This window comes from Brevibacterium pityocampae (assembly GCF_039541555.1).
GTDB lineage: Bacteria > Actinomycetota > Actinomycetes > Actinomycetales > Brevibacteriaceae > Brevibacterium > Brevibacterium pityocampae.
In genome coordinates this window covers 82485-103004 of the sequence record NZ_BAABGL010000006.1, presented here as the reverse complement: position 1 = coordinate 103004, position 20520 = coordinate 82485, and the positions used below count along the sequence as shown (strand labels likewise).

The following is a 20520-nucleotide window of genomic DNA, read 5'->3' as shown; positions in this document are numbered from 1 at the left end:
GCGGTTACAGTGGGGATCATGCCGACAGCCGCCGATGCCCAGTCCGCTGCGATCCGCGGGCGCGCCGAGACCAGCCGCAGGCTCAAGGCCGGACAGGCCGTGCTCTCCAAGCTCACCCTCCAGCGCATCGAGGCGCAGCTCCCCTGGTACCGGGCGATGAGCTCGGCCGACCGCGGCTGGGTGGTCGTTCTCGCCAACTCCGGCATCTCCTCCTTCATCGACTGGTACCGCAAACCCCAGACGCCGCTGCGCGTGGTCGGCGACATCTTCAAGTCCGCCCCGCGCGAGCTCGTGCGCTCGGTGTCGCTCCAGCAGACCCTGCAGCTCCTCCGGGTCGTCGTGCAGGTCGTCGAGGAGCGGGTGACCGAGCTCGCCCGCCCCTCCGAGCAGTCCGCCCTCAAGGAGGCCGTGCTCATCTACTCCCGCGAGATCGCCTTCGCCGCCGCGGACGTCTACGCCCGGGCCGCCGAGGCGCGCGGCAGCTGGGACGCCCGGCTCGAGGCGATGGTCATCGACGCGCTCGTGCGCGGGGACTCCGTCGACGAGCTCGCCAGCCGCACCGCGGCGTTCGGCTGGCGCTCCGACGGCGCCGTCCACGTGCTCGTCGGCCGCGCGCCCAAGCGCAGCGCCCACCGGAGCATCGACGAGATCCGACGGGCCGCCCAGAAGTGGGCGGAGGACGCGCTCCTCGGCGTCCACGACGACCGGCTCCTCATCGTGCTCGGCGGGGTCGAGGACATCGACCGCACCGCGACCTCGCTCGCCCACTACTTCGGCCCCTCGGAGGTCATCATCGGACCCCGGGTCGACTCGCTGGCCGAGGCGGGCACCTCGGCCTCGGCCGCCGTCTGGGCGCTCCGGACGGCCGCGGCCCGGCCGGCCACCCCGCGCCCGGTCCACGCCGCCGATCTCCTGCCGGAGCGGGCGATCGCCGGGGACCGCAGCGCCGTCGCCGAACTCATCTCACGGTTCTACGAGCCGCTCGGTGCGGGCTCCGGGCAGCTCCATGACACGGTCGCGGCCTACCTCGAGTTCGGCGGTTCCCTGGAGACCACCGCGAAGGCCCTCCACGTCCACCCCAACACCGTGCGCTACCGGCTGCGGAAGATCACCGGTCTCATCGGCATCGACCCGACCGAGGCGCGCGCCGGTTTCGTCGTGCGGATCGCCTTGGTGTACGGACGACTGTCCGAGGCCGGGCAATTGTCGAACGGACACAAATCCACTGTGCCCGGCAGTCCCCTGACCTAAGCTGGACCAGAACGTCGACCGAGAGGACCCCTCACCAGTGCTCGTCATCGCCTGCCCGGGACAGGGCGCCCAGAAATCCGGATTCCTCAGCTCCTGGCTCGAGCTCCCCGGCTTCGCCGAATCCATCGATGCGCTGTCCGCGGCCTCCGGGATCGACCTCAGGCTCCACGGCACCGAATCCGACGACGCGACGATCAAGGACACCGCGCTCGCGCAGCCGCTGCTCGTCGCCTCCGCGATCGCCGCCTCCCGCGAGCTCCTGCGCGACCTGCCCGCCCCGCAGGCGGTCGCAGGCCACTCCGTCGGGGAGATCGCCGCCGCGCAGATCGCCGGCATCCTCGACGCCGAGGCCGCGATGGAGTTCGTGCGCGTGCGCGCCACCGGCATGGCCGAGGCCTCCGCGGCCGCCCCGACCGGGATGGCCGCCGTGGTCGGCGGCGACCCGGATCAGGTGCTCGCCGCGATCGAGGCCGCCGGTCTCGCACCGGCGAACATCAACGGCGGCGGGCAGACCGTGGCCGCCGGTGCACTGGAGAACATCGACGCGCTGGTGGAGAACGCCCCCGAGCGCGCCCGCGTCATCCCGCTGCCGGTGGCCGGCGCCTTCCACACCGCGTACATGGCCCTCGCGCAGGAGCCGCTGCGGGATCTCGCCGGCACCCTGACGGTGCACGACCCGCAGATCACCATCCTCACCAATGCCGACGGCCGGCCGGTGGGTTCCGGTGCGGAGTACCTCGGGCTGCTCGTCGACCAGGTGACGAGCCCCGTGCGCTGGGACCTGTGCCAGCAGCAGCTCCTCGACATGGGCGCCACCGGTCTCATCGAGCTCGTGCCCGGCGGCACCCTCACCGGGCTCGCCCGCCGCGCGATGAAGGGCGTCGAGACGCTGGCGCTCAAATCCGCGGACGACCTCGAGGCCGCCCGCGCATTCGCGCAGACCCACGCCCAGGCGTGAACGAAGGAGGAAGAGCCATGCCCACACTGCAGACCCCGGCACCCAATCGGTTCTCGCGGATCGCCGGCATCGGCGGCTACCGCGCCGAGCACGCCGTGCCCAACGCCGACCTCGTCGGCCCGATCGACTCGTCCGACGAGTGGATCCGGCAGCGCACCGGCATAATCACCCGTCATCGCGCGGGCGAGGACGTCGCCGTCCTCGACATGTGCGAGGAGGCCGCGGTCGAGGCGATCGCCAACGCCGGGCTCAAGCCCGAGGACATCGGCGCCGTCCTCATCGCCACGGTGACCTTCGGCACGCCCACGCCGTCGGCGGCCTCCGCGCTCACCACCCGGCTGGGCACCGGCCCGGTCCCGGCCTGGGACATCTCCGCGGCCTGCGCCGGCTACTGCTACGCGATCGCCCAGGCCGACGGCCTCGTGCGCTCCGGCACGCTCGACAACATCCTCGTCATCGGCGTGGAGAAGCTCTCCGACTTCATCGATCCCACGGATCGCACGATCTCCTTCCTGCTCGGCGACGGCGCCGGCGCGGTGGTCGTCACCTCCTCCGACACCCCGGGCATCGCGCAGAGCGTGTGGGGCTCGAAGGGCGAGAACTGGGAGACGATCCGGATGACGAACTCCTTCCTCGACCTGCGCGACGACCGCGAGACCCCGTTCCCGACCCTGCGCCAGGACGGGCCGAGCGTGTTCCGCTGGGCCGTGTGGGACATGGCCGAGGTCGCCAAGGAGGCCCTCGAGGTCGCCGGCATCGAGTCGCAGGACCTCGCCGCGTTCGTCCCGCACCAGGCGAACATGCGGATCATCGACGAGCTCGCCAAGCAGCTCAAGCTGCCCGACTCCGTCGTCGTCGCCCGCGACATCGCGGACAACGGCAACACCTCGGCGGCCTCGATCCCGCTCGCCACCGAGCGCCTGCTGCGCGAGCACCCGGAGCTCCACGGCGGGCTCGCCCTGCAGATCGGCTTCGGCGCCGGCCTCGTCTACGCGGCGCAGGTCATCGTCCTCCCCTGAACCGGAACGCCGCCCGCACCGGTGGGGCGGCGACGCACCTCGGCCCGGCAGGGCCGATGTCGTAGGATTCTGACGGGACACTCGTCGAATCACGTTCCACGCGAAATCCGTCCGACCCCCTCGGGCCGGCGGACCACATGAGAAAGAAGGATAGGAAAATGGCACACACCGAAGCCGAAGTCCTCTCGGGACTCGCCGAGATCGTCAACGAGGAGACCGGACTGGCTCCTGAGGCCGTCGAGCCGAGCAAGTCCTTCACCGACGACCTCGACATCGACTCGATCTCGATGATGACCATCGTCGTCAACGCCGAGAAGAAGTTCAGCGTGAAGATCCCGGACGACGACGTCAAGGACCTCGTCACCGTCCAGGACGCCGTGGACTACATCGTCAAGGCCCAGCAGGCCTGACGGTCCCCTGCTGCGGGGCGGCCCCGGACACACCGGGTCGCCCCGCGGCACCGCACTACTGATTCGACGAGGTTTCACACCATGACTTCCACTGTTGTCGTCACCGGACTCGGTGCCGTCACCCCCCTCGGCACCGGAGCGGACGCCACCTGGCGCGCCGCCCTGGCCGGAACGTCGGGTGCACGCACCCTCACCAACGACTGGTCGGAGAAGTACGGCATCCCCGTCGACTTCGCCGCACCCATCGACGCCTCGGTCGTCGAGGAGAACCTCACGCGCGTCGAGGCCAAGCGCCTCGACCCCAACAGCCGCTTCGCCCTGATCGCCGCCCGGGAGGCCTGGCAGGACGCCGGCGCCCCCGAGGTCGAGCCCGAACGGCTCGCCGTGTCCTGGGGCACCGGGATCGGCGGCGCCTGGACCCTGCTCAACGCCTGGGACACGCTGCGCGAGGAGGGCTCGCGCCGCGTCATGCCGCTCACCGTGCCCATGCTCATGCCCAACGGACCCGCTGCCGCCGTCGGCATGGAGTTCTCCGCCCGCGCAGCCGTGCAGACGATCGTGTCAGCCTGCGCGTCGTCCACGGAGAGTATCGGACACGCCTTCGACCAGCTGCGCTCCGGGAAGGCCGACGTCGTCATCGCCGGCGGCTCCGAGGCCGCGATCCTGCCCGTCACGCTGTCCGCGTTCTCCTCGATGCGCGCCCTGTCGCGCCGCACCGACTCGCCCGAGACCGCCTCGCGCCCCTACGACATCGACCGCGACGGCTTCGTCATGGGCGAGGGCGCCGGCACGCTCGTGCTCGAGCTCGAAGAGCACGCGAAGGCCCGCGGCGCGAAGATCTACGCCGAGATCGGCGGCTGGGGCATCTCGAACGACTCGTACCACATCACCGCCGGCGAGCCCGAGGGCCGCGGCTCGATCCTCGCGATGCGCCAGGCCCTCGAGACCGCCGGTCTGCAGCCGGCCGACATCCGCCACATCAACGCGCACGCGACGTCCACCCCGGTGGGCGACGTGCCCGAATCGCTGGCGATCAACGCCCTGCTCGGCCCGCACGCCTCCGATGCCATGGTCTCGGCCACGAAGTCGATGATGGGCCACCTGCTCGGCGGTGCCGGCGCGGTCGAGGCCGTGCTCACCGTGCTCGCTGTGCAGAACCGCACCGCTCCTCCGACGATCAACATCGAGCAGGTCGATCCGCAGATCGAGCTGACGATCGCCCGCGACACCCCGCAGGAGCTCCCGGCCGGTGAGATCGCCGCGCTGACGAACTCGTTCGGCTTCGGCGGCCACAACGCCGTCGTCGCCGTCAAGAGCGTCTGAGAGCACTTCCGGGCGCGCCGAACGGCCGCCTGTCCGCTGCAGGTCTGCGGGCAGGCGGCCGTTCGCATGGAGGGAGGCAGGGGCACCGGTGACAGGCATCGGGGTGCCGGGGCGCGCCGCACGCAGGGCGGCGCAGGTGGAGCGGGTTCAGCCGACCTTGGTGAGCCAGCGCACCGGGGCGCCCTCACCGGCGTGGCGGAAGGGTTCGAGCTCGTCGTCCCAGGCCTGACCGAGCGCCTTCTCCATCGCACCGGCGATGTCCTCGCCGTGCTCGGCCGCACGGACGAGCACCGAGCGGATGATGTCCTCGGGCACGACGATGTTGCCGAACGCGTCGGTGGTGGCGTGGTAGATGCCGAGCGAGGGGGTGTGGCTCCAGCGGCCGCCGTCGATCCCGGCCGAGGGCTCCTCGGTGACCTCGTAGCGCACGCCGTCCCAGCCGCGCAGGGCCGAGGCGATGCGCGCGCCGGAGCCGCCGGGCGCCTTCCAGCAGATCTCCGCCCGGAACATGCCCGGTGCGGCCGGCTGCGGCGTCCAGTCGAACTTCGCCTGCGCGCCGATGGCCCCGCCCGCTGCCCACTCGATGTGAGGGCACAGCGCACGAGGTGCTGAGTGGACGAAGAGCACGCCCTGCGTCATATCCATATCTGCCTCCTGCGGTTCGGATACGTCTTCCCCTACGATCCGAATATGCGGAGGTCTGCGGTCATTGTATGGCATGGTCAGGGCCGGTGCCAGCACCCGCGCCGGGCGGGTGCGCCCGCGGTGCTCAGGCGGATGCCGGTCGACGGCCGAGGCGCGGGGCCCCGCCGCGCAGCCGGCCGGTGGCCCAGACGAGGACGATGGTGACCTGCACGAGGCCGGCGACGATCGCACCGACGGCCGCCCACGGCGGGCCCGCGAGGATCCCGGCGAGCACCCCGAGCACCCCGATCGAGCCCACGCACACCCCGAGCCACAGGATCATGCGGGTGACGAACGCCCAGGCGTAGGGGATGAAGTGGAAGCCGACGAAGGTCGCGTTGATCGCCGGCTGCAGGTGCTCCATCCCGACGTCGCGGGCCGCTCCCCCGGCGAGGTTGACGCCGACGGCCATGAGCACGATGCCGCCGATCCAGATCGGCAGCGCCGACCAGTGCATCAGCGGCGGATGTCGGTGCGCATCCGGGTGCGCTGCGGTTCAGGCATCCCGGCGACCCAGCGGGGTTCGTTCGGGTGCGCCTCGGCGCGTGCGGTGTCCGTCATCGGGGCCGCGTCGTCTCTCAACCGGCCGCGGTGTCGAACTCGGCCTTGATGTCGCGTTTGAGGAGCTTGCCGGCGGCGTTGCGGGGCAGGTCCCTGCGCTGCATGACGACGTGGGAGGGGATCTTGAACTTCGCGATCCGGGTGTCGAGGAACTCCCGGAGCCCCTCCTCGGAGAGGGTCGAGCCGGGCACGCACTGCACGACGGCGGCGACCTCCTCACCGAGCTCCTCGTGCGGGATGCCGATAACCGCGCAGTCGGCGACGTCGGGGTGCTGGTGGATCGCGGCCTCGACCTCGGCGGAGTAGACGTTCTCCCCGCCGCGGATGATCATGTCCTTGGCGCGGTCGACGATGTAGACGAAGCCCTCCTCGTCGATCCGGGCGAGATCGCCGGTGTGGAGCCAGCCGTCGACGATCGCCTGGGCGGTGGCCTCCGGCCGGTTCCAGTATCCGGTGACGACATTGGCTCCCCTGATCCGCAGCTCCCCGAGCTCGCCGGGAGGCAGCGGCTCCCAGGTCGCGGGGTCGATGACGTCGACATCGCAGATCGGCACCGGTCGGCCGACGCTGTCGGGCTTCTCGATGTAGTCCTGCCCGCGGTTCGCGGTGGTGAGCGAGGAGGTCTCGGTGAGGCCGTACCCGTTGCCCGGAGCCGCCTGCGGGAGGAGCTCGGTGGTCCGGCGGACGAGCGCGGGAGCGGCCGACGCTCCCCCGGAGCCGATCCCGGTCAGGCTGCTGAGGTCGCGGTCGGCGAAGTCCGGGTGCTGGTAGAGCTGGGTGAGCATCGCCGGCACGCCGGTGAAGCTCGTCACCCGTTCGCGCTCCATGAGCTCGAGAGCGACCCCGGCGTCCCACTTGTGCATGAGCACGAGGGTGGCTCCCTGGCTCACCGCGCCGAGCAGCACCGCATGGCAGCCGGTGGCATGGAAGAACGGCACCGCGACGAGGATCGCCCCCGGGGGCGCCGGGTTCGCCAGGAGCTCGCGCAGATTGCTCCCCTGCCGCAGCTGCTCCCGGGCCGCGGCGTACCGCACGCTCATGACGTTGCCGCAGATGTTTCGGTGCGTGCCGAAGGCCCCCTTGGGGGTGCCGGTGGTGCCGGAGGTGTAGAAGATCGTCGCGCCGTCGTCCGGACCGATCTCGCAGTCCGGCAGCTCCGCGGCGCCGGGGACCTCGGCCATGTCCCGCGCGCCGGCGGGCAGCTCTCCGGCGGGACGGGCCACGAGCACGGGGAGGTCGAGGGCGGGCAGCACATCGGAGAGGCGCTCGAGGCGCTCGTCGTCCGCGAGCAGCACGCGCGCTCCGGAATCGCGCAGCCCGAACTCGAGCTCACCGGCGGCCCACCAGGCGTTGAGCGGTACGACGACGGCGCCTGCGCAGGCTGCGGCGAAGAAGGCGATCGACCATTCCGGGTAGTTGCGCATCGCGATGGCGACTCGGTCCCCCGGGCGGATCCCGTACTCCTCGACGAGCGCGTGCGCGAGCCCGGCCACACGGCGGAAGTGCTCGGCGTAGCTCAGGCGGTCGGTGCCGAGCACGAGCATGTCCCGGTCCCCGTGCTCGCGTGAGGCCTCGATCATCGCGCGCAGGCTCGGCGGGGCGTGGCGCCAGGCGCGCACGGTGACTCCGGAGCGATCGATCTCGATGGTCTCGAACGGCGCGCCGGGAGCGGTGAGCTCCGCGTCGACCTCGGCATGCGACCTCAGTGCTGTCATGTCGTCGGCTCTCCTCGATCTCTCCCGGCACCTCGGTGTGCCGTACCGGTGCCCCCGGCGGGGCTTGAACCCGCGACCAAAGGATTATGAGTCCTCTGCTCTGACCAGCTGAGCTACAGGGGCGTGCAGCCTGCGCGCGGAGCGACGCACAGGTCACCGATGGTGTCCTGCGCCACGGCGGGCGTGCCGTCGCCAGGCTAGCAGATGGGCGCCACGCTCAGCGTTCGACGAGGATGCCGTCGGGGTCGGCCCACATCATGCGTCCCGGGACCAGCCGCACCTCACCGATCGTCACCGGGACGTCGACCTCACCGACCCCGTCCTTCGACGACTTGCGCGGGTTCGAGCCGAGTGCTTTGACCCCGAGGTCGAGCGCAGCCAGCGCGGTGCGGTCGCGGACCGCGCCGAGGATGACGACGCCGGCCCAGCCGTTCTCCACCGCGGCCGCGGCGATGAGGTCGCCCATGAGCGCCGATTCGAGCGAGCCTCCCCCGTCGACCACGAGCACTGCGCCGTCCCCGGGCGAGTTGAGAGTCTGCTTGACGAGCCCGTTGTCGCGGTGGCACACGATCGTGCGGATCGGGCCGGAGAAGGACTCCCGCCCGCCGAGGTCGAGGAACTGGAGCGCGACGGAGTCGAGCTCCTCGCCGCGCTCGTCGTAGAGGTCTGCTGTGGAGATCATGGGGCGATCCTAGCCGAGCGGCCGGATCCTGCTGAGGACGCCGCGGGCGGCGTCGACGCAGGTGTAGCGCTCCGAGGTGACGTAGACGTCGTACTCGACGCGGCCGTCGGGCCCCGGATCGGAGCGCCGGGAAGCTGCGACCATGGCCGACCAGTCGGAACCGACGACGATGACGGCGTACTCGCGCCGCAGCGGGTCGGAGGCGTCGACCATCCCCGAGCGCACGCCGGGGATCGGCGGCTCCTCGAACCCGCCGGACAGCGCGGCGACGAAGCCGGCCGAGCCGCTGAGCACGGAGAAGTTCTCCCGTGTCGCGGTGATGAGCTCCTGGTCCTCCCCGAACACACCGATCACCACGGACGATTCTCCGCCGCTCGCCAGCGCCCGGCGCTGCAGGGACTGCATCTGCGCGGTGAGCAGCGGCTCGTCCATGACGAGCGGATCGCGGCGCAGCGCGCGGGTCGCGGAGAACGGCGTGCCCTGCACCGCGGCGTTCCGGGAGAAGTGGTCGGCGAGCGGATCCTCCGGCGGGTTCGTCAGCGGCTCCGGCGCGGTCGAGGGACCGCCGTAGAGCGGCCCGGTGACGAACCGCACCCCGAGGGCGCGGACCATCTCGAGGTCGTCCTCGTGGCGCACACCGGTGGCCATGATCACTCCGCCGGTGCGCTCGGTGTGGGCGTGGAGGAGGCGGATGAGCTCGGCGAGGTGGGCGGTGTCGGTGATGTCGAGGACCCCGGGATGCAGGGTGACGACGGACGGGTTGACGAGCGGCAGGAACGCCGCGGTGGCGAGGTCGACTCCGATCTCCTCCATCCCGATGCCCCAGCCCTGCGAGCGGGCAAGGCGGACCGAGCGGAGCACCGCGGCCGGGCTCGCGGCGATCCGCTCCGGGTGAAGCTGCAGGATGACCGAGCGGTCGGGCTCGTCGGTCCGATCCTCGACGGTGACGAGGGATTCCGGCTCGGCCTGGAGGAAGAGGCGGGTGTGGGTGGGGAGGCCTGCGGCCTCGGCGGCGCGCAGACCGATCGAGCGCAGCGAGGCGTCGAAGTCGCCGATCAGCTGGGAGGCGCGGATGTCGGCGCGGAGCCGGGCCGAGGCGCTGCCGGTGCCGTCCTCCGAGCCGTGCTCGAGGTGCTGCAGGGTGTAGCCGGCGGGCTCCCCGGTGAAGCGGTCCACCACGGGGGCGAAGTGGGTGTCGATGAGACCGGAGCGGATGAGCCGCTCGAGCTCTGCGGTCGAGGTGTCGACGCTGTCGGTCTGCACGATGCAGTGGTCTCCTCACGATGGTTGCGCCCGTGGAACCCGTCCAGGGTCTCATATCGGCCGCTCCGGTTCACGGCGATCCGGGATTTATGACAGGACTGACACAGGATCGTGCCGCACCCGTCGCAGAAGGCGGGGCACCGCGCCCCCGACGGCGGGAACCGGTGGTCACCGACCCCCTGGGTCTCAGCCGTCGAGCGCGAAGTGGAGCGTCGCCCCGCCGTCGAGGAACCGCTGCTCGTCGAACACCTGGACCTTGACGCGGGAGGTCTCGTGGGATCGCGACATGAGGACGAGCTCGTCGTGGTAGACCCGGACGTCGATGACCTGCCCCTGGAACAGCACGCGGAACCGCACCGAGCCCATGGCGGCGGGCAGCCGGGGGTAGAACTCGATCCGGTCGAAGCGGATGAGCACCCCGGCGAAGGCGCGCACGATGACGTCGACGGTGCCGGACATCGCGCCGAGGTGGATGCCCTCCTGCGTGGTGCCCCACTGGGTGTCGTTGAGGTCGACGACGGCGGCCTGCTTCCACGCGTCCCACGCCTCCTCGCGCCCGATCGAGGCGAGCACACCGGAGTTGACGACATTGGACAGGCTGGAGCCGTTCGTCGAGCGGGCGACGTAGTAGTCGATCGTCTGCACGACCTGCTCATGGGTGAACTCGTACCCCATGCGCCGCAGCTCCTTGATGACGCCCTCAGGACCGAGGAGGAAGAAGAGCATCGTGACGTCGGCCTGCTTGGACAGCTTGTAGTTGTTCGTGGAGTCGCCCTCGGACTCCATGATGAGGTCCATCCGGCCGATGTTGCCGTACTTCTTGCGGTAGGCGGCCCAGTCGAGCTCCTTGAGATCGTCGTAGCCCTCGAACTGGCTGATCACCCCGTCGGAGTTGAACGGCACCGCGAGACGGGCGGCGAGCCGGCCCCAGTGGGTGATCTCGGCCGGTTGGATGCCCAGCCGGAAGATCAGGTCCTCGGCCTCGTGGGAGGACAGCACGCGGAAGATCTCCACCGCGTGGCGGCACAGCCAGGCGGTCATGATGTTCGTGTAGGCGTTGTCGTCGAGGCCCTCGCCGGACCGGCCCGGATAGCCGTCGTGGAACTCGTCGGGCCCCATCACGCCGGTGATGTGGAAGCGGTCGTCGCTCGCGTCGTAGGACGACATCGACGCGAACAGCCGCACCACCTCGATGAGGAGCTCGCCGCCCTGCGCGGCCAGCCAGCCGGTGTCCGCCGTCGCCCGGTAGTGCTGCCAGGCGTTGTAGGCGATCGCGAGGCCGACGTGGAACTGCCGCCGCGAGTTGTCCGGCATCCAACGCTTGGACCGCGGGTTGTAGAGCTCGATCGGCGTCTCCTCGCGGCCGTCGGAGCCCGACTGCCACGGGAACAGGGCACCGGCGAGCCCGGCCTCGCGCGCGTGGTGGCGGGCGGCGTCGAGCCGCCGCCAGCGGTAGAGCAGGAGCGACTTCGAGATCTCCGGCAGCCGCAGATTGAGCAGCGGCAGGATGAAGAGCTCGTCCCAGAAGATGTGCCCGCGGTACCCCTCGCCGTGGAGGCCGCGCGCCGGGGTGCCGGCGTCGAGGAAGGCGGTGTGCGGCGACAGCGACTGCAGCAGGTGGAAGGTGTGGAGGTGGATGATGAGCTGGGTCTGCGGATCGGCGTCGACCTCGACGTCGAAACGCTCCCACAGCCGCTGCACGGCCGCCGTGTGGGCCGGCAGGAGGTTGTGGAAGCCGATCGCGGGCAGCCAGTCGAGCTGGTGCACCGCGCCCCCGCGGACCGAGGTGATCGCGGAGTCGCGCGAGTTCACCGCCGCCGTCGTCGAGTCGACGCTCACCGCGTACCCGCTCTCCACGGGCACCGCGAACTCGCGGTAGATCGCCTGCGTCTCCTCGATCGTCGACACCGAGTAGGCATGGGACACCTCGGGCACCTGGGTGGTGACGGCGTGCGTGGGCTCCTGGGTCAGGGTGGTGCGCTGGGCCATCGCGATCCGCAGGTGGCTCTGCGTGGTCTCGACCTCGCAGATGAGCGTGCCGTCCTGGGCGACGGAGTTGTACCGGTTGACGAGGTGGCGCTTGGCAAGCTGGTCGTACTCCGCGACGTTGTCGTTGAGCACCGAGGTGTCGACGCCGGTGCGCACGTAGATCATCCCGGAATGGTTCACCGGGGTGATCTCGGTGAGCATCGCCGCGACGTGCTGGTGGGCCATGGAGACGAGCCGCTGCTGCTTGATCCGCAGCCGCCGGTCCCGGTCGTCGACGAGCACCGCGGTGCGGGTGAGGACACCGGTGGCCATCGACAGCGTGCGGTTCTCCTCGACGACCTCGAGCCCGCCCTCGGACCACCACCGGCCGTCGCCGACCTTGACGTCGCACAGCGCCCAGCGCGGCAGGTTGACCATCGACTCGTGCTCGATGTCGCGGTCGTTGACGTGGCTGACCAGGCGGTTGAAGATCCCCGACATGTACGAGCCCGGGTAGTGCACGCCGTCCGCGGCACGCTCCGGAGCGGAGCCGCGCAGCGACATGTAGCCGTTGGCGAGGGTGGTGAGCGCCTCGCGCCTGCCCTCGTGCTCGGGATCGACGCCCTCGAAGGAGAGCTCCCACGGGTCGTCGCGCACGTCGCCGAGGTCGAGCTCGGTGACGTCGTTGACGACGACGTCGGCGCCGGCGGCCTCGAGCGCCTGCCGGTTGTGGTCGCGGGCGATCCCGACGACGAGCCCGAACCCGCCGGCCCGGGCCGCGCGCACCCCGGCCTCGGCGTCCTCGAGCACGGCGGTGTCGACGGCGTCGACGCCGAGCCGGTTGGCGGCCTCGAGGAAGGTCGCGGGCTCCGGCTTCCCGGGCAGGCCGAGGTCCTTGGCGACCTGCCCGTCGACGATGACGTCGAACAGGTCGGTGATCTCCGCGTTCTCGAGCAGCAGTGGCGCGTTGCGGCTCGCGGTGACGAGGGCGGTGGGCATGCCGCCGCGGCGCAGGCGCTTGATGAGCCGGATGGTGCCGTCGAACACCCGCACACCGTCCTCGGCGAGGATCGCGTTGAAGCAGTCGTTCTTGCGCTTGGCGAGCCCGTGGACGGTGAGCTGGTCCGCGTCGTCGGTCTCCTCGCCCTCGGGGACCACTGCACCGCGCGCGGCGAGGAAGGTGCGCACACCGTCCTCCCGCGGGCGCCCGTCGACGTAGCGACGGTAGTCGCCGACGACGTCGAAGGGGCTGCGGTCGACGTTGCCCTCGAGCGACTCGTCGGCCAGCGCGGTGTCGAACAGCTGCTTCCAGGCCACGGCATGGAGCGAGGCGGTATCGGTGACCACGCCGTCCATGTCGAAGACGACGGCGGACCACGGCGCGGTCGCGGCGAACGGGACCTCGTGGTCGGCTGCGGTGCTCGTGTGCATGGGGGCTCCGTGATCGTCGACGGCCGGTGGGCGGGTCCCCGGGAGACCGGGCTGACCACAGACCACCATAACGAGGTTTCGGACAGGTGAACGACGCCGCGGGCTACGCGCCGGGTCTCCTCCCGGCGCGGCGGGCCTGCACCTGGTCGACGATCCCGACGACGCCGGAGGCGACGACGATGGCGATGATGACGAGGTAGGCGGCGACGAAGGCCGCCGTCCAGCCTGCCTGGCCCTGCACCGCGAAGAACACCGCGGTGATGAGGGCGAGCCCGATCGCGGTGCCGATCCGCTGCCCGGTCTGGAGCACTCCGCCGGCCGAGCCGGCGTAGCGCAGCGGGACGTCGGCGAGCGTGAGCGTCTGGTTGGGGCTGATCGTCGACCCCTGGCCGAGCCCGACGAAGGACAGGGTGAGCAGGAGCCACCAGATGCTTGTGCCGGCGCGGTCGTGGAGCACGACGACGAGGATGCTCGTCACCAGTCCGACCAGGAGGATCGCGATCCCGCCGAGCACGATCGGCCGCCCGATCCGGAACACGTGGCGCCCGGCGATACCGGAGGAGAACGCGGAGAGGATCGCAGCGGGCAGCCCGACGAGCCCGGCTTCGAGCGCGGTGCGGCCGAGCCCGGACTGGAGGAAGATCGCGCCGACCACCCACACGCTCGTCATCCCCATGAAGTAGAGGGCGATGAGCAGCGAGCCGTTGGCGAAGGAGCGGGTGGCGAACAGCCGGAGGTCGACCATGGGTGCGCGCCCGCGCCGCTTGTAGGCCGCCTCCCAGCGCACCCACGCGAGCACGAGCAGGACGCCGAGGCCGAGGATCGACCACACCCAGGGTCCGGCGGAGAACTGGAGGAAGGGGATCATCACCGCGAGCGTGCCGAGTGCGAGGAGCGCCATGCCGACCGGGTCGAGGTCGGGCAGCCGGCGGGCCGGGGCGCGGTCCGCGGGTGCCGCCGGCGGGGGTGCGGCCGGCCCGGGGGCGGGTTCCTCCGCTCCGGCCGGGGCGCCGGGGGTGTCAGGCGATGCGGCGTCGGCATCCGGCAGGGCGCGCCATGCGGAGGCCGGCAGGGAGCGGACGGCGAAGAGGATCGACACGACGGCGAATGGCACGTTGATGAGGAACGAGGAGCGCCATCCCCAGTCGGCGCCGAGCAGCGCGACGAGCACCCCGCCGAGCACCGGGCCGATCGCCACGGAGATCCCGACGACCGCGCCGAACATGCCGAACGCCCGGCCGCGCTGCGCGCCCTGGAAGTACTGCTGGATGAGCCCCACCGTCTGCGGATTGAGGAATCCGGAGCCGATCCCCATGGTGACGCGCGCGATGTTGAGGACGACCTCGTTCGGGGCGAATCCGGCGACGAGCGAGGACAGCCCGAACAGCGCGACGCCGACGACGAACATCGGTGCGCGCCCGAACAGGTCTCCGGCCCGGCCGGCGGCGACGAGCACGACCCCGAAGGCCAGCGTGTATCCGGTGAGCACCCATTGGAGGCCCGAGGCGCTCGCCCCGAGCCCGGTCTCGATCGACGGCAGCACGACATTGACGATCGACACGCTCAGCAGCGACATGAAGAGCGGGACGAGGGTGATCGCGAGGACCGTCCGCTGGACGTCCGTCAGCCGCGGTTCCGGGTGGGAGCTCATTCCCTCATTCGTACACCCGCTTCAGCGGCGGGGCAAAGACGGGTCCGCGCCCGCGCCGCCCGACGCTACAGTGGACGCCATGTCCGTCGCTCCGCAGGCCCCCGCCGACCCCGTCCCGGATCCGCCCCGCACGCCTGCCGGCCGCTATGCGCCGAGCCCGAGCGGCGACCTCCACCTCGGCAACATCCGCACCGGGGTGCTCGCGTTCCTCTGTGCGCGGACCACGGGCCGGGTGTTCCGCTGGCGGGTCGAGGACCTCGACCGGGTGCAGGACGGTGCCGCCGAGCGTCAGCGCGCCGACCTCGAATCGCTCGGGGTGGACGTCGACCCGCCGGTGCTCGTCCAGTCCGCACGCACGGACCGCTACGCCGCGCACCTCGCCGCGCTCGCGGAGCGCGGTCTGACCTACGAGTGCTACTGCTCGCGGAAGGAGATCCAGGCCGCCCCCTCGGCGCCCCATACTCCCCCGGGCGCCTACCCGGGCACCTGCCGGGACCTCGGCGAGACCACGCGCCGGACCGCCCGGGCCCGGCTGCGGGAGCAGGGTCGCCATCCCGCCGTCCGCCTGCGCACCGCTCACGAGTCGGTCACCGTCGACGACGACTTCCTCGGGCCCGTCACCGGCGCGGTCGACGATTTCGTGCTCCGGCGCGGGGACGGGGTGGTGGCCTACAACCTCGCCGTCGTCGTCGACGACGGCGAGACCGGCATCGACCAGGTCGTCCGCGCCGACGACCTCGCGAGCTCCGCGCCGCGCCAGGCGCACCTCGCCGCGCTGCTCGGCTTCGCAGTGCCCCGATACGTCCATGTGCCGCTCGTCCTCGCCCCGTCCGGCGCCCGGTTGGCCAAGCGGGACGGCGCGGTCACGCTGCGGGAGCTCGACACGCTCGGTTTCGACGTGTGGGCGTGGCTCGGGCGGTCCTGCGGGTTCGGACCGTGGTCCGGCATGGAGCAGGCGCTGGCGGAGTTCGATCTCGGCCGCCTCGCCCCGGAGCCGGTCGTCTTCACCCCGCCGGCAGACTGAGCGGACTCATCCCGTCGGCGGAGCGGGACTGCGCAGTGCGAGGGCGCTCGGCGCGGCGGTCCTCAGCCCAGTCGGTAGTGCTCGGCGAGGTGCGCGTAGTGACGCCCCACCCGGGCCACGGGGTCGAGCGCCGGGATGTCGATATGCCCCGCCGCATCGCTCAGCGCCTGCGCGACGTGGGCGCGCAGCACGCGGACGACGAAGAACTCCTCCTGGCCGGGCCGCAGCCGTGTCTCCACCCGGCACTCGAGCGCCGAGTCCGCCGTGCACAGCCGCGGCGGGGCGACGAGCTCGCTCGGTTCGGTGGCGAGCCCGAGCTCGGCGATCTCGCTGTGCTCGGCCGGCAGCGGGCGCGAGCTCGCGTGCATCGCCTGCGCATCGGCCTCGGACACCGAGTGGATGACGAGCTCTCCGGTGGCGTCGAGGTTGCGCCAGGTGTCCTTGTGGACCTCGGAGGTGTGGTCCGGGGTGATCGCCAGGCCCATCATCGCCGGGCGGGTCGACACCACCGTGAAGAAGCTGAAGGGTGCGAGGTTGGTGCGCCCGTGCGCGTCCGCCGTCGTCACCCAGGCGATCGGGCGGGGAACGACGAGCCCGTACATGAGGCGGCGGGTCGCCTCGAGGTCGGCGGCCTCGAAGGTGCGCATGGGCCGGGACCCCGGACCGCGCGTGCCGGGGGTCGGGTGCTCAGGCGGCACGGGGCTCATCGATGACCTTCCGGTAGATGTCCTCGAACGCGTCGAGGGTGCGGGTGATGTCGTGCCGGGCGGCCGTGGTCTGGGAGGCCTCTCCCATCGCGGCGCGCTCGGCCGCGGGCATCCGGCACAGGCGGGTGAAGCGCTCGGCGAGGGCGTCGACGTCGCGCGGCGGGAACAGGAATCCGTTGACGCCGTCCTCGCACAGGTGGGGCAGCGCCACCGCGTCCGCGAGCACCACGGGATTTCCCGAGGACATCGCCTCGAGGGTGGCGATGCTCTGGAGTTCCGCGGTGCCGGGCAGGCAGAAGAACGTCGCCTCCTGGTAGGCGCGCACGAGCGCGCGCTCGTCGACCTTGCCGCGCAGCTCCACCCGGTCGGCGACACCGAGCTCGGCGGCGAGCGAGCGGAGTGCCGGCTCCTGGTCGCCGGTGCCGACGATCACCGCGCTCAGGCCGAGGCCGGGGTCGGTGCGGGCAAGGGCACGGACGATGTCGTCGATGTGCTTCTCCTTCGACAGCCGACCGACGAACAGCACCGTCGGGGCCGCGTCCGACCCGCCGACGCCCGGGCCCACCCCCTCCTGCGCCCGGCGGAAGCGCGACAGGTCGATCCCGCACGACACCGCCTGGATGGGCCGGTCGAAACCGTTCTCGGTGAGCAGGTCCGCAGCGAGCTGGGTGGGCACGGTGATGTGTTCGGCGGACTGGAACGTGCGCCGCAGGTCCCACCAGGCCGCGGCGGTCGCAGCGTCGACGACCGGACCGGACACCGGCAGATACGGCCGCACGTTGTCCGGCATGAAGTGGTTCGTCGCGACGACCGGGATGCCGCGGCGGTGCGCCTCGGAGAACGCGTAGCGGCCGATGACGAAGTGCGCCTGCGTGTGGACGACGTCGGGGCGGATGTCGTCGAGCAGCCGGGCGACGGCGGGCTTGGTCTCCCAGGGCATGCAGATCGTCCAGGTCGGGTGGAAGTACCAGCGATGGGACCGGATGCGGTGGACGACGACCCCGTCCTCCCGGTCGGTGCTCGGCACACCGGTGGGCGAGGGGCAGATGACGTGGACCTCATGACCGCGCGCAGCGAGTCCGGCGGCGAGGCGCTCGGTGAACTTCGCGGCTCCATTGACCTCGGGGGCATAGGTCTCGGCGGGGATGCAGATGGTCAGCGGTGGCGGGAATGCCATGTCCGGTGCGTGTCCTTCCGGGCGTGGAGGCGGGCGGGAGCCCTGCTCAGACGCGTGATCCTGTCGCGGCGACGACGGCCCGGGAGGCGCGCCGGGCGCGCTCCCGTTCGATGACGTCCGGGTGATATCGGGACAATACAACGACGGCGGCGCAGGCGACCACTCCGGTGGCCGACATGAGGAGCACGACGGGCGGCGGTGCGCCGGCGGCCTCCCCGAGCACGACCGAGCCGAGGACGACGGCGAAGATCGGGTCGACGACGGTGAGACCGGCGATCACCATCTCCGGCGGGCCGGCGGAGTACGCCGCCTGCACGAACCAGGTCCCGATCGCGGCGGCGACGACGAGCGCGACGAGGTTGAGCAGCGACACCGCGCCGGGGCCGGCTTGGAACAACTGGTTGCTCACGAGGTGCGTGGTCGTGGCGACGCAGGCGAAGAGCAGACCGGCACCGAGCACGAGCAGCAGCTGCGGCGGACGCCGCCAGGCCAGGACGACGACGAGGAAGACCGCGGAGAGCGCGAAGGCGATCCAGGCGACCGGGTGGGACTCCTCCCCCACGTGCAGGCGGGTGCTCGCGATCCTCGCGGACACCGCAACGAAGGCGGCGACGCTGAGCGCGCAGACCGCGACGGCCAGCGAGATCCGACGGGTGATCCGCAGTCCGCGGTAGCGGGCGGCGAGGAGGATCGAGATGAGGAGGGAGACCGCACCGATCGGCTGGACGACCATGACGGGGGCCAGCGAGAGGGCGACGACGTTCGCGACGGTGCCCAGCCCCAGGCACAGGAGGCCGAGCAGCCACGTCCGGTTGCGGAGCAGGCGAAGGAAGGTCCCGAGCCGGAATCCTGCGGGGTGATCGTCCTCGTCGGCCACACCACGGTGCTGGTACATCGCGCCGAAGGCGAGGCCGACGGCGGCGAGCACTGCGAGGACGATGGCGAGAGGGGTCACGCCGACAGTCTAAGCAGGCGAGACGCCGGGCACCGTCCCGAAGAGCCGGAAACCGGGGGTTCACGGGCAGGTCGGCGGAAAACCCCAGGGTCGTCGGGCAGGTTCCCCCGGGCTGTGATCCACGCCATTCCGATCCGCTTGGACCTCCGGCAGGCCCGGTGCTAGAGTGGTCTCTCGCGTGCGGCACCACGCACGCTATTCCTCCGTAGCTCAGTTGGCAGAGCATTCGACTGTTAATCGAAGGGTCGCTGGTTCGAGCCCAGCCGGGGGAGCACATCGAGCAGGCGGGATCCGGATTTCTCCGGGTCCCGCCTGCTTCGCGTTCGCAGGCCGCCTTGTCCCCCGTCGAGTCGGGCTCCGGCGCCCCGCACATTTCCACCGCGAGGTGTGGCCTCCCCCAGTGGCGCATCACATTATGTCAGTGTTGCGACATTGTGACATTACTGCGCCCTTATGGTTAAGATACCGTAACGTATCTTCCACGCGTGCCGCCTGTGGCCGAGAACCCGCCCGAGGTGCACATCGCGATCCGACCGACGGAGACCACATCATGAGGATCACCGATCTCGCACGGCGCACGGCGGTCGCCGTCGCCGCACTCGCCATGACCGCCCAGCTCGGCATCGCCTCGGCCTCCGCGGCCGGCCTCGGTTCGACCGACACCGGACCGAGCGCGGAGGCGACGACCGCTCCCCCGAGCGCTCCCGAAGACGCCCCGGACGAGGGCGCTCAGCCCGAAGAGGCCCCGGACGAGGGTGCCGGATCCGATGACACAGCGGACGAGAGCGCTCCCGAGGATCCCGCATCCGAGGCGCCGGCCGGCGATGCACTGAGCTCCGGCACCGGCGCGTTCGCGGTGCGCGGTGCGATCGCCTCGACCTGGCACGACCTCGGCGGCGCCGCCGGCGACCTCGGCCGTCCGACCACCGCCGAGCGGTGCGGTCTGCGCGGCAGCGGCTGCTACCAGCGGTTCCAGAAGGGCGAGGTGCACTGGTCGCCGAAGACCGGCGCCCATGCGACCCTCGGCGCGATCGCGAACACCTGGGCCCGGACCGGGCACGAGGGCGGGAAGCTCGGCTACCCCACGTCGAACGAGCGCTGCGGCCTCAAGGGCGGCGGCTGCTACCAGCGGTTCCAGAAGGGCGAGGTGCACTGGTCACCGAAGACCGGTGCGCGGGCGACCACCGGCGCGATCGCCCGGGCCTGGTCCTGGAACGGCCACGAGACCGGCGACCTCGGCTACCCGACCTCCGGAGAACGCTGCGGACTCAAGGGCGGGGGCTGCTACCAGAAGTTCCAGAAGGGCCAGATCCACTGGTCGCCGAAGACCGGTGCGCACGCCACCAAGGGCGGCATGCAGCGCCAGTGGGCGAAGGCCGGCTGGGAGAACGGCTCCTGGGGCTATCCCACCGGCAGTGAGCGCAAGGTCGGCAGCGGCAGGTGGGAACAGCGCTTCCAGGGCGGCCTGAAGACCTACACGACGATCGACCCGGTGTGGGACCGCCTGGCGCAGTGCGAATCGGGAGGCAACTGGAAGATCAACACCGGCAACGGGTACTACGGCGGCCTGCAGTTCTCCGCGAGCACATGGAAGGCGTTCGGCGGCCACAAGTACGCGAAGAACGCGCACCTCGCCACCCGCGAGCAGCAGATCGAGATCGCGCAGAAGGTGCAGAAGGTCCAGGGCTGGGGCGCCTGGCCGGCATGCACCCGCAAGCTCGGCATCCGCTGAGCGGCGGGG

At 71.4% G+C, this 20520-nt stretch carries 17 protein-coding genes and 2 tRNA genes; 8 read left to right on the top strand and 11 right to left on the bottom strand.

The features are described from left to right. Nucleotides 1-18: 18 nt before the first annotated feature. The 5 genes from ABD883_RS06555 to ABD883_RS06535 all read left to right on the top strand — a co-directional run bounded on the left by ABD883_RS06555 (nucleotide 19) and on the right by ABD883_RS06535 (nucleotide 4961). A complete protein-coding gene (locus tag ABD883_RS06555) occupies nucleotides 19-1251 on the top strand; it encodes a PucR family transcriptional regulator (RefSeq protein ID WP_345030870.1) in 1233 nt (410 codons plus the stop codon). Nucleotides 1252-1288: 37 nt separating this feature from the next. After that, nucleotides 1289-2209: an ACP S-malonyltransferase gene (locus ABD883_RS06550; protein WP_345030868.1), complete on the top strand. Its 921-nt coding sequence runs from the start codon at nucleotides 1289-1291 to the stop codon at nucleotides 2207-2209. 17 nt (nucleotides 2210-2226) lie between these two features. Next, complete coding sequence (locus ABD883_RS06545) at nucleotides 2227-3228, top strand: beta-ketoacyl-ACP synthase III (protein ID WP_345030865.1); 1002 nt, start codon at nucleotides 2227-2229, stop codon at nucleotides 3226-3228. 158 nt (nucleotides 3229-3386) lie between these two features. Next, the gene (locus ABD883_RS06540; RefSeq protein ID WP_137319601.1) at nucleotides 3387-3638 is read left to right on the top strand and encodes an acyl carrier protein; all 252 of its coding nucleotides are present in this window, start codon (nucleotides 3387-3389) and stop codon (nucleotides 3636-3638) included. Nucleotides 3639-3719: 81 nt separating this feature from the next. Further along, nucleotides 3720-4961 carry a beta-ketoacyl-[acyl-carrier-protein] synthase family protein gene (locus tag ABD883_RS06535; protein WP_137319600.1) on the top strand — a complete coding sequence of 414 codons (1242 nt, stop codon included), beginning with the start codon at nucleotides 3720-3722 and terminating at the stop codon, nucleotides 4959-4961. Nucleotides 4962-5108: 147 nt separating this feature from the next. Here ABD883_RS06535 and ABD883_RS06530 read toward each other — a convergent pair whose 3' ends face one another. From ABD883_RS06530 to ABD883_RS06495, 8 genes are all read right to left on the bottom strand, one after another. Further along, nucleotides 5109-5600 carry a DUF3145 domain-containing protein gene (locus ABD883_RS06530; RefSeq protein ID WP_345031168.1) on the bottom strand — a complete coding sequence of 164 codons (492 nt, stop codon included), beginning with the start codon at nucleotides 5598-5600 and terminating at the stop codon, nucleotides 5109-5111. A gap of 130 nt (nucleotides 5601-5730) precedes the next feature. Beyond that, nucleotides 5731-6102: a hypothetical protein gene (locus ABD883_RS06525; RefSeq protein WP_345030861.1), complete on the bottom strand. Its 372-nt coding sequence runs from the start codon at nucleotides 6100-6102 to the stop codon at nucleotides 5731-5733. A gap of 121 nt (nucleotides 6103-6223) precedes the next feature. Beyond that, the gene (locus ABD883_RS06520) at nucleotides 6224-7921 is read right to left on the bottom strand and encodes a class I adenylate-forming enzyme family protein (RefSeq protein ID WP_345030858.1); all 1698 of its coding nucleotides are present in this window, start codon (nucleotides 7919-7921) and stop codon (nucleotides 6224-6226) included. Nucleotides 7922-7970: 49 nt separating this feature from the next. Next, nucleotides 7971-8044: transfer RNA gene (locus tag ABD883_RS06515), tRNA-Ile, on the bottom strand. 94 nt (nucleotides 8045-8138) lie between these two features. Then, nucleotides 8139-8603, bottom strand: a complete 465-nt coding sequence (gene rraA, locus ABD883_RS06510) for a ribonuclease E activity regulator RraA (RefSeq protein ID WP_345030855.1) — start codon at nucleotides 8601-8603, stop codon at nucleotides 8139-8141. A gap of 9 nt (nucleotides 8604-8612) precedes the next feature. Further along, nucleotides 8613-9866: an EAL domain-containing protein gene (locus ABD883_RS06505; RefSeq protein ID WP_265809679.1), complete on the bottom strand. Its 1254-nt coding sequence runs from the start codon at nucleotides 9864-9866 to the stop codon at nucleotides 8613-8615. A 186-nt stretch (nucleotides 9867-10052) separates the two neighbouring features. Next, nucleotides 10053-13265: a beta-phosphoglucomutase family hydrolase gene (locus ABD883_RS06500; RefSeq protein WP_345030846.1), complete on the bottom strand. Its 3213-nt coding sequence runs from the start codon at nucleotides 13263-13265 to the stop codon at nucleotides 10053-10055. Between the two features lie 103 nt (nucleotides 13266-13368). Continuing rightward, complete coding sequence (locus ABD883_RS06495; RefSeq protein WP_345030843.1) at nucleotides 13369-14916, bottom strand: MFS transporter; 1548 nt, start codon at nucleotides 14914-14916, stop codon at nucleotides 13369-13371. 79 nt (nucleotides 14917-14995) lie between these two features. Between ABD883_RS06495 and gluQRS the strand changes: the two genes are divergently transcribed. Further along, nucleotides 14996-15940 carry a tRNA glutamyl-Q(34) synthetase GluQRS gene (gene gluQRS, locus ABD883_RS06490; protein WP_345030840.1) on the top strand — a complete coding sequence of 315 codons (945 nt, stop codon included), beginning with the start codon at nucleotides 14996-14998 and terminating at the stop codon, nucleotides 15938-15940. Between the two features lie 62 nt (nucleotides 15941-16002). Here gluQRS and ABD883_RS06485 read toward each other — a convergent pair whose 3' ends face one another. The 3 genes from ABD883_RS06485 to ABD883_RS06475 are packed head-to-tail and all read right to left on the bottom strand — an operon-like array spanning nucleotide 16003 to nucleotide 18779. Then, nucleotides 16003-16587: a flavin reductase family protein gene (locus ABD883_RS06485; protein ID WP_217494853.1), complete on the bottom strand. Its 585-nt coding sequence runs from the start codon at nucleotides 16585-16587 to the stop codon at nucleotides 16003-16005. A 40-nt stretch (nucleotides 16588-16627) separates the two neighbouring features. Continuing rightward, a complete protein-coding gene (locus ABD883_RS06480) occupies nucleotides 16628-17824 on the bottom strand; it encodes a glycosyltransferase (protein WP_345030835.1) in 1197 nt (398 codons plus the stop codon). 46 nt (nucleotides 17825-17870) lie between these two features. Further along, entirely contained in the window at nucleotides 17871-18779 is a 909-nt protein-coding gene (locus ABD883_RS06475; protein WP_265809689.1) for a DMT family transporter, read from the bottom strand. Between the two features lie 199 nt (nucleotides 18780-18978). Here ABD883_RS06475 and ABD883_RS06470 point away from each other — a divergent pair. Together ABD883_RS06470 and ABD883_RS06465 are read left to right on the top strand one after the other, a co-directional pair. Continuing rightward, a tRNA-Asn gene (locus tag ABD883_RS06470) sits at nucleotides 18979-19051 on the top strand. A gap of 278 nt (nucleotides 19052-19329) precedes the next feature. Beyond that, a complete protein-coding gene (locus tag ABD883_RS06465) occupies nucleotides 19330-20511 on the top strand; it encodes a transglycosylase family protein (RefSeq protein WP_345030830.1) in 1182 nt (393 codons plus the stop codon). Nucleotides 20512-20520 lie beyond the last annotated feature (9 nt).